This is a genomic window from Paraburkholderia tagetis (assembly GCF_022213065.1).
GTDB lineage: Bacteria > Pseudomonadota > Gammaproteobacteria > Burkholderiales > Burkholderiaceae > Paraburkholderia > Paraburkholderia tagetis.
Genome location: NZ_JAKLJA010000051.1, coordinates 1 through 14,097 on the forward strand (window position 1 = coordinate 1; position 14,097 = coordinate 14,097).

A 14,097-nucleotide genomic window follows, 5' to 3' on the forward strand; every position below is an offset into this window, starting at 1 on the left:
TGACCATAGCGAGCTGGTCCCACCCCTTCCCATCCCGAACAGGACCGTGAAACAGCTCCACGCCGATGATAGTGCGGATTGCCCGTGTGAAAGTAGGTAATCGTCAGGCTCCCTATGCAGTACGTCCAGAACCCCGGTCGCTCCGAAAGAGCACCGGGGTTCTGGCGTTTGAGGCGACGATCGTGTCCATCGGCCATCACGCGCTTTGAATAGCGCCTGTCACTGACCGGCATATTCGAAGACAGAGAAACGACTGTCTCACGCCGTCACCACGGCATGCTGCATCAGCTTCACGAACCTGTCGGTTACCACAGGTAACGTCCTGCCTCTTTTCTTTACGATTGCGATCGGCCGGACGAACGCCGGATGGTCGATCGGCTTCACGATAAGTCCCGGTTCCGCGCGCACCTCGCGAGCGGTCTCAGGCAGGATCGTGATGCCCAGTCCCGCGCGCACCATTGCGACGGCGGTCATCATATAGGTCGGCTCGCACGAGATATCGGGTGCCTCGCGCGTTTCGCTGAGCGCCGCATCGACGACGGCGCGCACGCTCGTGCCCGGCGCCGTGAGTACCAGTGGCGAGCGCACGAGATCGTCGAGCGTGATGCGGCGCTTCTTCGCAAGCGGGTGCGCGCGCGGACAGACGGCAACGAGCCGGTCTACGCCTGTGTGCAGCACTTCGAGCATCGGATCGGACACTTCTCCACCGGTCAGGCCGACATCGGCATCCTCGTTGCGTACGAGCGCATTCACGGTGCTCGCCACCACGTCGCGAATCTCGAACGCGACGCGCGGCACCTCGCGCTTCATGCCGATCACAAGCTCTGGCAGCACACTTGCCGCGAACGTCGGCAGGCACGCGAGGCGGATCGTCCCGCGTTCCCCATCGCCTAAAGCACGCGCATCGCGCAGCACGTTTTCCATGTCGTGGAGCGACTTGCGCATCAGCGGCAGTAATTCGCGCCCCGCCGGCGTCAGCGCAACGTTGCGGCTGTTGCGATCGAAGAGCCTCGTGCCGATCGTTTCCTCCAGCCTGCGTATCTGCACAGTCAACGCAGGCTGCGACAGATGCAACCGCTCCGCCGCGCGCGTGAAATTGCCCGCCTCGGCTACCGCGACGAGCGCCCGGATATCGCGAAGATTGAGATCCATTACGAACGGTGATTACTGCGATCAAATCATTTCAATTGTGTTATTGCCGCCTCGACCATACGCTAGGCATCATCAAAAGACAAGATTTGGAGACAACTCATGCCGGCTCTATTGGGGCTCGCCACCATCGTCGTCCTGCTCGGGGCGATTCTTTCGAAGCGCATGTCGCCGCTCGTCGCGCTCATCATCGTACCGATCACGGCGTCGCTGATCGGCGGCTTCGGTCTGTCGACGAGCAAGTTCGTCGTCGACGGACTGAAGGGCCTGGCGCCCGTCGTCGGCATGTTCGTGTTCGCGATTCTCTACTTCGGCACGATCACGGACGCGGGCACGCTCGATCCGATCATCGACCGCATCCTGCGCGCAGTCGGCACGAAGCCGCCGCGCATTGTCATGGGCACGACGCTGCTCGCCCTGCTCGTCCATCTCGACGGCTCCGGCGCGGTGTGCTTCCTCGTCACGATCCCCGCGATGCTGCCGCTCTACGAACGCCTGAACATGGACAAACGCGTGTTGGCGGCCGCCGTTTCCATGGCTGCGGGCATCAATTTCCTGCCGTGGACCGGGCCGATGATCCGTGCATCCGCGTCGCTGCATCTGCCCATTTCAGCGCTGTTCAATCCGCTGATTCCAGTGCAGGTGATCGGCATGGCGTTCGTGTTTGGCATGGCCTGGTGGCTCGGCCGCCGGGAGGAAAAGCGCCTCGGCTATTTGGGTGTGAACGGCGCCGTTGCGCTTCCGAAGCGCGAACTCACGCCCGAGGAACAGGCGTTGCGCCGCCCGAAGAACTTCTGGTTCAACATTGTTCTGACGATCGTCGTGCTCGGCACGATGGTCACGATGGGCGAGAAGATTCCGCCCGCGATCATGTTCATGGTGGGCCTGTGCATCGCGCTGATGGTGAACTACCCGAACGTCGAGATGCAGCGAAAGCGCATCGATGCGCACGCGCGCGCCGCGTTGCTGATGGCTGGCATCCTGCTCGCAGCGGGCGTGTTCACGGGCGTCATGCAGGGCAGCGGCATGCTGAAGGCGATGGCGCAGACGGCCATTGCTTTCGTACCGCCGGCGATGGCAGGGCACATTCCGGTCGTGCTCGGGATTGCCTCCATGCCGCTGTCGATGCTCTTCGATCCCGATTCTTTCTATTTCGGTGTGCTACCGGTGATTGCCGAAGTGGCGTCGCAACTCGGCGTGCCGGCGGTACATGTCGGCCAGGCCGCGCTGCTCGGGCAGATGACGACCGGCTTTCCCGTGAGCCCGCTCACGCCCGCGACGTTCCTCGTCGTCGGTCTGTGCGGCATCGATCTCGCGGACCATCAGAAGTTTACGTTCCCGTTGCTGTTCGGCGCTTCGATCATCATGACGATCGCATGCGTCGTGCTAGGCGTGTTTCCGTTGTAACCTGGAATAGTTGACGTACATGAACCAGACAGAATCATCAAAGCGCGTGAGGATCGGCGCGGGAGCTGGTTATTCCGGCGACCGCATCGAACCCGCAGTCGAACTCGCAGAGCACGGCGCGCTCGACTACCTCGTATTCGAGTGCCTCGCGGAACGCACGATCGCGATCGCGCAGCAGGCGCGTCGCAACGATCCCGAACTCGGCTACGACCCGTTGCTTGAAGCACGCATGCGCGCCGTGCTGCCGTCCGCCGTGAAGAACCGCGTGCGCATCATTTCGAACATGGGCGCCGCCAATCCCCGCGCCGCGGCTACGAAGACCGCGCAGCTCGCGCGCGAGCTGGGTTTGCATGGCCTGAAGATTGCCGCAGTGGCCGGCGACGATGTGCTCGATGCGGTGCTGCGATCGAATCTGCGCTTCGAGGAAACCGGCGAAGACGTCAGCACTTATGCCGATCGTATCGTGTCGGCGAATGCGTATCTCGGCGCATCGCCGATCGTCGATGCGCTTGCGGCGGGCGCCGATATCGTACTGACGGGGCGTGTCGCAGATCCGTCGTTGTTCACGGCGCCGCTCATCCACGAATTCGGCTGGCGCATGGATGACTGGAATACGCTCGGGCAGGCGACCGTCGTCGGTCATCTGCTCGAATGCGCGGGGCAGGTGACAGGCGGCTATTTCGCCGATCCCGGCTACAAGGACGTTGGCAATCTGGCGCGCCTCGGCTTTCCGATCGGCGAGGTCAGCGCGGACGGCGCCGTCGTCGTGACGAAGGTGGCGCATGCGGGCGGCCGCGTGACCGAGGCCACCTGCAAGGAACAACTGCTGTACGAGATCCACGATCCGGGCCGCTACTTTCAACCCGATGTCGTTGCGGACTTCACGCAGGTTTGTGTCGCTCAGGAAGCGCAAGACCGCGTGCGAGTGACAGGCGGGCGCGGCCACGCGCGCACCGGCACGCTGAAAACGTCGGTCGCTTATGTCGATGGCTACATCGGCGAAGGGCAGATCTCGTATGGTGGACCCGGCGCGCTCGCGCGGGCGCGGCTTGCGCTCGATATCGTGCGCGAGCGTCTTGCGATCATCGGTGTCGATACGAGCGAACTGCGCTTGGATTTAATCGGCGTGAATTCCCTGTATGGCGATGCACTCGCCACGCACCACGACGAGCCGCACGAAGTCCGCGTGCGCGTGGCGGGCCGCACCTCGAATGCGACAGACGCGGCGCGCATCGGCAACGAGGTCGAAACGCTCTACACCAACGGACCGGCGGGCGGCGGCGGCGTGACGAAGGCGACGCGCGAGGTGATCGCCGTACAGTCGGTGCTGCTGCCGCGCGAGCATGTGAATCCGGTCTTCGAATTTGTGGAGGCAAGCAATGAAACTGCGTGAACTGGCGCATGGCCGCACCGGCGACAAGGGCAACACGCTCAACGTCTCGGTGATCTGCTTCGACGCAAAGCATTATTCCTGGCTGCGCAATGTCCTGACCCCCGAGCGTGTCAAAGCTCACCTCGCCGATGTGGTGAAAGGCGATGTTGTACGTTACGAACTGCCGCTTCTGGGCGCATTCAATTTCGTGCTCGGCCACGCACTCGGGGGAGGCGTCACCCGCTCGCTGGCGCTCGATGCGCACGGCAAGTCGATGAGCACTGCGCTTCTCGATATGGACGTCAGTGAGCCGCCTGAATCAGGGAGAGCGTGACCCAACGCTTGATGTCACGCCTCCAACGCACTCAGCTTGTGCCCGAAGTCATTTGGCTCGCTTTAGCACGACCTCTCCCGAGCCGCCCCCGGAGGCTGCAGGCGTGGTCCACCTGAGCTCATCTCCCGAGAGGACAAACGGTCTGCGTTGCTCGACCCCGTTCCAGTTCGGAAATGTGCTCGTATCTATGCGAAAGGTGATAGTTTTGTCTGCTTCATTTACGACGTAGGTACCAAAATGGGCGATAGAACCTTGCACCACGGCGCGATATTCCTCCGCACTGCCCTTCATTCGATCGTTGGTTACATACTTGGGCAAGTCGCCGCGCGAATTCACTAGCGCGTAGTGGCCATGGCCGTCAAAGATCACGAGGCCGTGGGGATTGGGGCCGTACATTGGTGTGCGGCTGCCATCCGGGCGGACAGTGTCGACCGAGACGTACGTCCATGCGCCGGCCAGTTGCTGGTCCAGTGGCTGTTGGCTCAACGCAATGCCCGATTGAAGCGTGAGTCCCAGAAGCACCAATCGCGGAACGGTGGTGACGATGTGGATGTGATTCACGGACCTCCTCCTCTCGCACAGCGACTTATAACGCGCGCCCGAAAGCACTCGTAGTTAGCGCGACCGTCCACGTCTCCCAGCAATTTCCGGGCTGAAGCAGGGTTTGTGTCGCTTATCGATACGACACGCTATTAGGCAGGCGAACATCGGTCTATCGGTCAGCGGCAGCATTCCATCAAAATTGCCTCGCGTCCGTGCGAAAGCAGACATATCTGGGCTGATACTGCCACCCGTCTTTGTTCTACTTCTCATACTCCGTACGCGCGTCGAACGCGTCCTGCGTCAGCTGTCCTGAATGCGATGACTGGTGATCCCGGCTCTTGTGCAAACTCGCGGGGTTGCCTGGCCGAATCCTGAACCAGATCGAATACATGGCCGGCAAGAACACCAGCGTCAGTACCGTCCCGGCGAGCGTCCCGCCGATCAGCGTATAAGCGAGCGTGCCCCAGAACACCGAATGGGTCAGCGGAATGAACGCGAGGATCGCTGCCATCGCAGTCAGGATCACCGGACGCGCACGCTGCACAGTGGCTTCGACGACTGCGTGGAACGGGTCAAGTCCCGCCTGCTTGTTCTGGTGGATCTGCCCGATCAGGATCAGCGTGTTGCGCATCAGGATCCCCGACAGCGCAATCAGGCCGACCAGCGCGTTGATACCAAACGGCTGCCGGAACAGGATCAACGTCGGCACCACGCCGATCAGGCCGAGCGGACTCGTCATGAAAACCATCACCATCGCGGAGATCGAGCGAACCTGGAAGATGATGATGATTAGCGTGATTGCCAGCATGATCGGGAATAGCGGCAGCATGGCTGTCGTCGCTTTGGCCGACTCCTCGATGGAACCCGCCTGCTCAATGCGGTAGCCCGTCGGCAGCCTGGCGATGATGGGTTGAAGCTGCCTGGTGATCGCCGTTGATACGTCCGGCGGCTGGAGGTTGTCCGCAATGTCGCCCCGCACCGTGATCGTCGGCATGCGGTCGCGCCAGCGCATGATCGGCTCCTCCATCCGCACATCGACCTTGCCGACCTGCGACAGCGGGATGCGCTGCCCGTTGGCGCCGGCCAGCGTGAAGTCGCCGAGCCGTGCGGGGTCGAGCCGCGCCTCGCCGGCCGAGCGCGCGATGACCTGCACGGTTCGAATATCCTCACGCACGGCGGTCACAGGCACGCCGGTGAGCAGGAACTGCAGTTGTTGCGCGACGGCGCTGGACGTCAGCCCTACCGCTTGCAGACGGTCCTGCTGTAACGAGAAGTGCAGCGTGGGCGAGCGCGTGCCCCAGTCGGCGTTGACCGTGCGCATCATCGGACTGCCGTCCATCACCCGCTGAACTTGCGCAGCGATAGCACGCAGCGTGTCGGGGTCGGGGCCGGTGACGCGCCAGGCCACCGGGAACGGCGAATATGGCCCGAACACGAGTTGTGTGACCCGCACACGCGCTTGCGGGGCGAGACCGCCTGCAATGGCCTGCCGCAGCCGCTGCTTCAGTGCATCGCGCTCTTCCTGGCTGTCCGTGCGGACCACGATCTTCGCGAACGACGGATCGGGTAGTTCCGGTCCCATCGCCAGATAGAAACGCGGCGCACCCTGCCCGACGTACGCCGTGACGATGCTCGCTTCCTTTTGCGTCGCAAGCCACGCTTCGACTTTCGCCGTGGCAGCGCTGGTTTGGGAAATCGACGTGCCATAGGGCATCTGCACCTCGACCAGTACTTCGGGACGGTCGGAGATGGGGAAGAACTGTTTCTTGACGATCGCCATGCCGAGAATCGCGAGCACGAACAGGCCGACGACCGAGCCGGCGACGAGCCATTTGCGCGCGATGACGCGCGTGAGCAACTGCCGGAAGCGGTTGTAGCGCGGTGTGTCGTAGATTGCGTCGTGACCCCCTTCGATCTTTTTGAAGTCGGGCAGCATCTTCACGCCGAGGTACGGCGTGAAGATCACGGCGACGACCCACGATGCGATCAGCGCGATGCCAACGATCCAGAACATGTTGCTGGTGTATTCGCCTGCGGTGGATCGGGCGAAGCCGTTGGGCATGAAGCCAACCGCCGTCACGAGCGTGCCCGACAGCATGGGCGCGGCGGTATGGCTCCACGCGTAGGCGGAGGCAGCCACGCGGCTGTAGCCTTCCTCCATTTTCACCACCATCATTTCAATGGCGATGATCGCGTCGTCCACCAGCAGGCCGAGCGCCAGGATCAGGGATCCCAGGGTGATGCGGTCGAAATTCTTGCCGCTCGCGGCCATCGCCACGAACACGATGGCCAGCGTCAACGGCACGGCGGCGGCAACCACCAGGCCCGCACGCCAGCCCATGCTCGCGAAACTCACGAGCATGACGACCAGCAGGGCGGCGAAAAACTTGAGCATGAACTCGTCGACCGCCGAATGAATGTTGACGGCCTGATCGGTGACCTTGGTCAGGCTCATGCCCAGCGGCAACCCGGCGTTGATTGCGCCGACCTCGCTGTCCAGCGCCTTGCCGAGCTCGAGCCCGTTCCAGCCGTCGCGCATGACGATGCCCAGCAGCAGCGCGGGCTCGCCGTTGTTGCGAATCATGAACGTCGCCGGATCTTCATAACCGCGCTCGACCGTGGCAATGTCCGACAGCTTCAGCGTGCGGCCCTGCACGACGACCGGCGTGTCGCGGATCTTCTGCAGGTTGTCGAAGGCGCCGTCCAGGCGAATGAATACCTCCGGTCCCTTCGTTTCGACGGAGCCGGCCGGCGTGAGGGCATTCTGGCCATTGAGCGCGGCGAACACGTCCTGCGGGCTGACGCCGAGCGTCGCCAGCCGGTCATGCGAAAACTGCACGTAGATGCGCTCGGCCTGCTCGCCGATGATATTGACCTTCTTCACGCCCGGCACATGCAGCAGCCGTTGACGCTGCGTCTCCGCATCGCGCACGAGCAGGCGCTGCGGTTCGCCCCTGGCCTTCAGCGCGAAGAGTGCAAAGGTGACGTCGGCATATTCGTCATTGACCATCGGCCCGATCACGCCGGCGGGCAGGTTGGCGGCCTCGTCGCCGATCTTTTTCCGCGCCTGGTAGAACTGCTCCTGCACCTCCGAAGGCGGTGTGCTGTCGAGCAGCGTCAACGTCGTGAAGGCCAGCCCAGGTCGCGTGTAGGTCTCGGTCCGGTCGTACCAGCGCAGCTCCTGCATGCGCTTTTCGATTTTCTCGGCGACCTGGTCGTGCATTTCCTGCGCGGTGGCGCCGGGCCACGCGGTGATAATCGTCATCACCTTGACCGTGAAGGCGGGATCTTCGGCGCGACCCAGCTTGAAGAACGACACGAGCCCGGCCAGCGAGATCAGGCAGATCAGGAACAGCGTGATCGCGCGCTCGCGCACGGCGAGCGCCGACAGGTTGAATCGACCTTCGCTCACGGACGTACTCCTTCGCTCGCCATCGCGACGGCCTGGCCGGACACGCGGACCGGCTCGCCTTCGCGCAGCAATTGGGCGCCGAGCGCGACGACCCGGTCGCCTTGCCTCAGTCCACCGGATACGCGGGCGCTGTCGTCGTCCAGATGTACGACGGTAACGGGCCGCCATGCAACCTTGGCCGGCTCGCCGTTGATCGTCCACACGCCCGGGCCCTTGCCCGTGTCGAGCAGCGCACCGATCGGCACCTCCAAACCGCCCTGGAACGCCACACGCGCGTCCGGAATCTGAACCGTGACGGTTGCGCCTAACGGCGCGTCGTCCAGCGCACCCTGCAGCACATAACGCGCTTCGAAAGTGCGAGTACGTGGATCCGCCGTATCCGAGAGTTGGCGCAGCGTGGCTGGCTCGCTCACGCCGCTGTTACCGAACAGGGTGGCCTGGGCGACCGAACCCATCGCCGGGCGCAGGGTTTCCGGTAACTGGATCAGAGCCTCGCGGCGCCCGGCGTGGGCCAGGCGCACCACGGGCTGTCCGGCGCTGACGACCTGGCCGGGTTCGGCCAGCGTTTCCATCACAACGCCATCGCCGTCCGCCACCAGCTCGGCATAGCCCGTCGCATTTCGCGCGATGTCGGCGTCTGCCTCAGCCGCACTCAGCTGCGCCTTGGCGGCATCGGCGGCCGCCTTGGCCTGGTCGTAGGCCGAGGCCGAAATGGCACCCGTGCCGCGCAGGTCGCGATAGCGTGCCTCATCCTGCGCGCTCTGCTGCGCGCGCGCCCGCGCGGCGGTGACCGCCTCCTGCCGGGCCTGTGCGGCAAGTTTGAGATCGATGGGATCGAGGCGCATCAGCGGCTGGCCGCGTTTGACGGTCTGGCCGGCATCCACAAGCCGTTCCAGCACCTTGCCGGAGACACGGAAACCCAGCTCGCTCTGCACGCGGGCTGCGACCGTCCCCGTAAATGAACGGGACGCGGGAATAGCCGCCTGAACGATGGCTGTGCGCACCAGTGGGGCCTCGGTGCGCGGATCGGACGGTGCTTTTTCGCCGCAGGCCGCTAGCGCAAGCGGCAACGCACAGGCGAGTGCGGAGGTGGCAAGGCGACGCGAGAACATGAAAGCCCCATCGGTGAGTGATGATGGCTTTCATTATTGTTCTTGTGACCAATATAGTCAATAGTCACAATCGCGACCCCGGTCAGGGCGACAGGCTACGCAGTACCAGGCTGGATAGCTGCGCAGGCGCGACGTCGGTGGTATCGCGGTTGTACTGAAGCAGCAACGGGTTGAGGTAGGGGCGCAGCACCAGATAGATCGCCGTCGCGGTTTCGTCCAGTGGCGTCTTGCGCTCGAAGTCACCGCTTTGCCGGCCTGCCTGCAAAACCTCCTGGAGCAGCTTCTGAACACGTGCTTCATAGGCTTGCACGGCCTGCCAGTTTTCCGTGGCGGCCGATGCTGCGATGTCGTAAAGCTTGCGGTCCCGGAAAAAGAGCCGAAGGCTTGCGTCGGTAAAGACCTTGAACATCCGTCGCAACTTCTCCTGCGGCAGGTCGGTCTCCGCGACGGCGGTCCTGACCTCGCTTTCGATCTCGCGCAGGCAGTTCGCGCAGATCATCTCCCCAATGGCCTGCTTGGATTCGAAGAACTTGTAGATGTAGGCCTTGGAAAACCCGATCGCCTTGGCGAGGTCCGAGACCGTGGTTTTATCGTATCCATACCGGCTGAAGTGCTCGGTGGCCGCCGCAACGATCTGGTCCCGCACTTCGTGATCAGCCGGGCCGCGCGCGGAAACGGAAGGAGTAGTGGTGTTTTTCATGGGCGTAGCATACAGCAATGGACAACCAGTGACTATTTGGTATATTAGTCACAACAGGAACTCGCGAAGACACCCATGCTACCTAAACACCTCCTTGCCGCGGTCATTGCCGCAAGCCTCTCGGCGGGCTGCGCTGTGGGCCCCGACTATGTCCGGCCCGATGTCGCCATGCCGGACCATTTCCAGGGCCAGGCCGCGGTAGACCACCGGCACGCGGCGGCGAGTGCCGACCTGGTCACGTGGTGGACGGGTTTCGGCGATCCGCAACTCACACGATTCGTCATGCTCGCCCAGGAACAGAACCTGGACCTCGCGCAGGCCGCCGCGCGCGTCTCACAGGCGCGCGCAGGACTCGGGGCGGCGAATGCCGCTCTGCTGCCGTCCGGCAATGTCAGCGGCCAGGCGGCCCGGGTCTACCAGTCGGTTGAAACGCCGCTGGGACGCGTCCTGAATTCAACGCCCGGTTTCGATCGCTACGGTAACGACTACGAGGCCAATTTCAGCGCGAGCTGGGAACTGGACGTGTTTGGCGGCCTGCGTCGCGGGCGGGAAGCGGCACTTGCCGACTATCAGGCTTCAGAGGCCGGCGAGGTGGCGACGCGCCTGGCTGTGGCAGCACAGACCGCCGACATCTACATCACCATTCGTGGATTGCAGGCTCGTCTGCAGGTGGCCCGCAAGCAGTTGCAGACGCAGCAGGAGCTGCTTTCGACCATCAACCTTCTCTACGGCAAAGGACTGGCGGCGGACCTTCAGGTGAGCCAGGCTGAAGGCGCGCTGGCCCAGGTGCAGGCATCCATCCCGGTCCTGGAAGCAGGGCTGGACGCGGCGTTGAACTCGCTGGATGTGATGCTGGGTTCACAGCCCGGCACGCATCGGGCGGAATTGCTCGAGGGCGGTGTCATCCCGACCGCCCCGCGAATCGCAGGTACCGGATCGCCGGGCGAGTTGCTCAGGCGTCGGCCCGACCTGATCGTGGCCGAGCGTCGCCTTGCTGCATCGAACGCGCGCATCGGCGCGGCGATCGCAGAGTATTACCCAAAGGTGTCGCTCAGCGGATTGATCGGCAGTGCCACCTCGGTGGCCAGCGGCAACCTGTTCAGTACCGGCGCCAGTCAGGCTGCCGGCGTGCTGGGCGTGCGCTGGCGTCTGTTCGATTTCGGTCGCATCAATGCGCAGATCAATGAGGCCAAAGGTCAGGATGCCGAAATGCTGGCGGCGTACCGGCTCGCCGCGCTGCATGCTACCGAGGACGTCGAAAACGCGTTCTCGGCCCTCGTCAAGCGCGAGGAGCAGGCTACCGCCCTTGCAAGCGGAGTGAACTCGCTCGGCAGAGCACGCGCTGCGTCGTTTGCGGCATACCAGACAGGCGCCGTCAGTCTGATCGAGGTCCTGCAGGCCGATGAAAACTTGCTGCGCATGTCGGATGAGCGAGTCCAGGCGCAAACCGAATCGGCACGCGCGGCGGTTGCCGCGTTCAAGGCGCTGGGTGGCGGCTGGCAACCTGGCGAATCCGGGGCGCTCGCCAGCCGATAGCGATGAAACCTGTGCGTTGAAAAGTGACTGCGCGCTTCATCGAGTCGATGCATGAGATTGCCGAAGGCGACGGCGACATGACGCGGCGCCTTCCTCTCACGAGCCGCGACGAAGTCGGACAACTGGCGAATCAGTTCAACGCCTTCGTCGACAAGCTGCATGGTGTGCTGCTGAAGGTCATGGCCAGCAGCAGCCACCTCGAACTGGCCGCTAGTGAAGTGTCAGCCGGCAATCTCGACCTGTCGTCCAGAACCGAGCAGCAGGCCGCGTCAATCGAGCAAACGGCCGCGAGCATGGGAGAACTCGCCGGGACGGTGCGCGGCACGGCCGATCGGGCGATGAACGCCAATGCGGTCGCTGCCAGCGCTGTCGAGGCCGCACGGCGCGGCAACGACGCGGTGGCGAGCGCGGCGAAAACGATGAACGTCGCAGTCGAACAATCAGCACGCATTGTCGGCATCGTCGCCATGATCGAAGGAATCGCATTTCAGACCAACATCCTTGCGTTGAATGCCGCTGTCGAATCGGCGCGGGCGGGCGAAAGTGGCCGAGGATTTTCCGTCGTCGCCGCTGAGGTCCGCAACCTTGCGCAGCGGTCGACCGGCGCGGCCAAGGAGATCAAGTCGCTGCTGGAAGCTTCTGTTCTAAATGTCCAGGCGGGCGCCGAGCAGGTCAACCTGGCCGGCGAAACAATTTCTGAGCTTACGGAGGCCATTTCCAATGTCGCGATCATTACAGGCGAAATAGCCCATTGCGCACGCGAGCAAAGTCGCGCGATTGGCGAAGTTAACCAGGCGGTTTCGTTGATGGATCAGTCGACCCAGCAGAATGCGGCGCTGGTCGAACAACTCGCGGCCGCGTCAGAATCGCTTGGCACGCAAGGCCGCGATCTAAACGCCACGGTGGGCTTCTTCAAGCTCTAGAAAGTGGATCGTGTTTGGCCGACTTGCGCGGGGGCCTAACAAGGCGCGGGCGCAAGTCGGTGAACTCGCACGTGGCGTGCAGCAGGTGACTTTCCGGAAAATTCCCTGCTCACGGAACCAGGCGTTGCCGGGACCTCCCGCTGCGGCTAGTGTGAAAACCCGGAGGCCGTTTCGCTGAGGCTCTTGCCCTTGGTTTCGGGGGCCAGCCATTGCGACACGCCAGCACCGACAGCGGCAATGCCGGCGGCGATGAGTATGGTCACCGAGGGGCCGAGATTGGTGATGGACCAGGGCATCAGGAACGTACCGAGGCCCGCGCCGATCCGGCTGAAGGCGGCGGCGAAGCCCGTCCCGATCCCGCGGATCTCGGTCGGGAATACCTCGCCCGGGTAGATGCAGGTCAGCGTGCCGCAGCCTGCGTTGAAGAACGAAAATGCGAGGAACAGGCCCAGCACGACTGCCCCAGGCGCATCCGTCCACACGCCGAGAATCACCAGAATCACGGTGATGATCCACTGCGGCGGTACGGTCAGCACGCGGCGGCCGGCCTTGTCGATCAGCAAAACCGTGGCGACACTTCCGGCCAACGCAACCGCAGACAGCCCGACCCCGCCGGCGAGCCCGCCACCAAGGCCGAACTTCTGCAGCACACTGTCGGCGAATGTGGCGATCGCGAAGTACGGCGTGACCACGCAGAAAAAGAACAGCGACACGAACAGCGTGACCCGCCAATACTGACGGGAGAACAGCATCCGGAAGCCGCCACCCGAGTGGGCGACTTCGCGCTCCATGTCGGCCATGTCGGAGGCGCTTTCCATATACCGATGAGCGATGGAGCGGGCCTGGTTGACACGATTCTTGCTCCACAGCCAGCGAGGCGACTCGGGCATGCCAATCCGGCCGAGGAACAACGCCATAGCGATAAAGGTGCTGGTGCCGAGGATGTTGCGCCAGCCGAGGTCCGTGTACCGGTCCAGAAGGTAGCCCACGACGAAAGCGAACATGAAGCCGGCATACCAGGCGATGAGGGTCAACCCCATGAGTCGTCCGCGGATACGGGCTGGAGAGAATTCCGATAGCAGCGGCCAACCAACCGAGTATTCTGCGCCGATCGCGATGCCCATAAGCAGTCGCACCACGAACAGTTGCAGCGGTAAGGAGATGAATAACTGCGTGGATCCGACGAAGAACTGCATGACCGACGCGATTACGAACAGCCCCATGTCGAGAATGAAAAGCGGTTTGCGGCCGAACTTGTCGCCAGCCCACCCGCCCAGCGGCGATCCGATGAGGATGCCGAACAGCGCGCCAGCCGCGATCAGACCCTCCCAGACCGTCGATATGCCGAGTTCGGCGGTCATCTTGCTGGACACCGGGCCAACGATGCCAAGGATATAGCCGTCCAGGAACGTGCCGCCGGTAAGAACAATGATCATTCTTATCATGAAGCGTCGTTTGAACGCGGAGGATGTTTTATCCCCAAAAGCTGCTGCTGAAACTGCAGCTTCCTTTTCTAATGAGGTCATGCGTGTCTCCTTATTGCGGGATGCATCAGATAGCCGGGATGCCGCACTAGCCCGGCTCCGGCTACCGTCACAACGGGGGTAAT

Annotated in this window: 10 protein-coding genes, 1 rRNA gene and 1 pseudogene; 6 read left to right on the forward strand and 6 right to left on the reverse strand. The window is 63.2% G+C overall.

Going from position 1 to position 14,097, the window contains the following annotated elements:
• Positions 1-109: ribosomal RNA gene (gene rrf, locus L5014_RS33145) — 5S ribosomal RNA — on the forward strand; the annotation flags it as partial.
• Between the two features lie 149 nt (positions 110-258).
• Here the strand turns inward: rrf and L5014_RS33150 are convergent.
• Positions 259-1,152, reverse strand: a complete 894-nt coding sequence (locus L5014_RS33150; protein ID WP_238468031.1) for a LysR family transcriptional regulator — start codon at positions 1,150-1,152, stop codon at positions 259-261.
• Positions 1,153-1,251: 99 nt separating this feature from the next.
• Between L5014_RS33150 and L5014_RS33155 the strand changes: the two genes are divergently transcribed.
• The 3 genes from L5014_RS33155 to L5014_RS33165 are packed head-to-tail and all read left to right on the forward strand — an operon-like array spanning position 1,252 to position 4,262.
• Positions 1,252-2,556 carry a CitMHS family transporter gene (locus L5014_RS33155; RefSeq protein ID WP_238468033.1) on the forward strand — a complete coding sequence of 435 codons (1,305 nt, stop codon included), beginning with the start codon at positions 1,252-1,254 and terminating at the stop codon, positions 2,554-2,556.
• Positions 2,557-2,575: 19 nt separating this feature from the next.
• Positions 2,576-3,949, forward strand: coding sequence for an acyclic terpene utilization AtuA family protein (locus L5014_RS33160; protein ID WP_238468035.1), 1,374 nt, complete (start codon positions 2,576-2,578; stop codon positions 3,947-3,949).
• The gene (locus tag L5014_RS33165; protein WP_238468037.1) at positions 3,936-4,262 is read left to right on the forward strand and encodes an AtuA-related protein; all 327 of its coding nucleotides are present in this window, start codon (positions 3,936-3,938) and stop codon (positions 4,260-4,262) included. Before L5014_RS33160 ends, L5014_RS33165 begins: the two co-directional genes overlap by 14 nt.
• Positions 4,263-4,310: 48 nt before the next feature.
• On the opposite strand, the gene L5014_RS33170 is transcribed toward L5014_RS33165, so the two are convergent.
• The 4 genes from L5014_RS33170 to L5014_RS33185 all read right to left on the reverse strand — a co-directional run bounded on the left by L5014_RS33170 (position 4,311) and on the right by L5014_RS33185 (position 10,029).
• Positions 4,311-4,823: a lipocalin-like domain-containing protein gene (locus tag L5014_RS33170; protein ID WP_238468039.1), complete on the reverse strand. Its 513-nt coding sequence runs from the start codon at positions 4,821-4,823 to the stop codon at positions 4,311-4,313.
• A gap of 241 nt (positions 4,824-5,064) precedes the next feature.
• Positions 5,065-8,217: an efflux RND transporter permease subunit gene (locus L5014_RS33175; RefSeq protein WP_238468041.1), complete on the reverse strand. Its 3,153-nt coding sequence runs from the start codon at positions 8,215-8,217 to the stop codon at positions 5,065-5,067.
• On the reverse strand, positions 8,214-9,329 hold the full coding sequence (locus tag L5014_RS33180; RefSeq protein WP_238468043.1) for an efflux RND transporter periplasmic adaptor subunit: 1,116 nt from the start codon (positions 9,327-9,329) through the stop codon (positions 8,214-8,216). Before L5014_RS33180 ends, L5014_RS33175 begins: the two co-directional genes overlap by 4 nt.
• 82 nt (positions 9,330-9,411) lie before the next feature.
• Entirely contained in the window at positions 9,412-10,029 is a 618-nt protein-coding gene (locus L5014_RS33185; protein ID WP_238468045.1) for a TetR/AcrR family transcriptional regulator, read from the reverse strand.
• 75 nt (positions 10,030-10,104) lie between these two features.
• On the opposite strand from L5014_RS33185, the gene L5014_RS33190 reads away from it, so the two are divergent.
• A complete protein-coding gene (locus L5014_RS33190) occupies positions 10,105-11,565 on the forward strand; it encodes an efflux transporter outer membrane subunit (protein ID WP_238468047.1) in 1,461 nt (486 codons plus the stop codon).
• A gap of 44 nt (positions 11,566-11,609) precedes the next feature.
• A pseudogene (locus L5014_RS33195) lies at positions 11,610-12,488 on the forward strand (methyl-accepting chemotaxis protein); the annotation flags it as partial.
• Positions 12,489-12,634: 146 nt separating this feature from the next.
• On the opposite strand, the gene L5014_RS33200 reads toward L5014_RS33195, so the two are convergent.
• Positions 12,635-14,014 (reverse strand): MFS transporter, encoded by a 1,380-nt coding sequence (locus tag L5014_RS33200; protein WP_238468049.1) that lies wholly within the window; start codon positions 14,012-14,014, stop codon positions 12,635-12,637.
• Between the last annotated feature and the right edge of the window lie 83 nt (positions 14,015-14,097).

What these genes read in the sequence shown, in the direction of transcription:
- L5014_RS33180 (WP_238468043.1), bottom strand. Translation starts at nt 9,329, where the DNA reads ATGTTCTCGCGTCGCCTTGCCACCTCCGCACTCGCCTGTGCGTTGCCG.
- L5014_RS33190 (WP_238468047.1), top strand. Translation starts at nt 10,105, where the DNA reads ATGCTACCTAAACACCTCCTTGCCGCGGTCATTGCCGCAAGCCTCTCG.
- L5014_RS33155 (WP_238468033.1), top strand. Translation starts at nt 1,252, where the DNA reads ATGCCGGCTCTATTGGGGCTCGCCACCATCGTCGTCCTGCTCGGGGCG.
- L5014_RS33200 (WP_238468049.1), bottom strand. Translation starts at nt 14,014, where the DNA reads ATGACCTCATTAGAAAAGGAAGCTGCAGTTTCAGCAGCAGCTTTTGGG.
- L5014_RS33185 (WP_238468045.1), bottom strand. Translation starts at nt 10,029, where the DNA reads ATGAAAAACACCACTACTCCTTCCGTTTCCGCGCGCGGCCCGGCTGAT.
- L5014_RS33160 (WP_238468035.1), top strand. Translation starts at nt 2,576, where the DNA reads ATGAACCAGACAGAATCATCAAAGCGCGTGAGGATCGGCGCGGGAGCT.
- L5014_RS33165 (WP_238468037.1), top strand. Translation starts at nt 3,936, where the DNA reads ATGAAACTGCGTGAACTGGCGCATGGCCGCACCGGCGACAAGGGCAAC.
- L5014_RS33150 (WP_238468031.1), bottom strand. Translation starts at nt 1,152, where the DNA reads ATGGATCTCAATCTTCGCGATATCCGGGCGCTCGTCGCGGTAGCCGAG.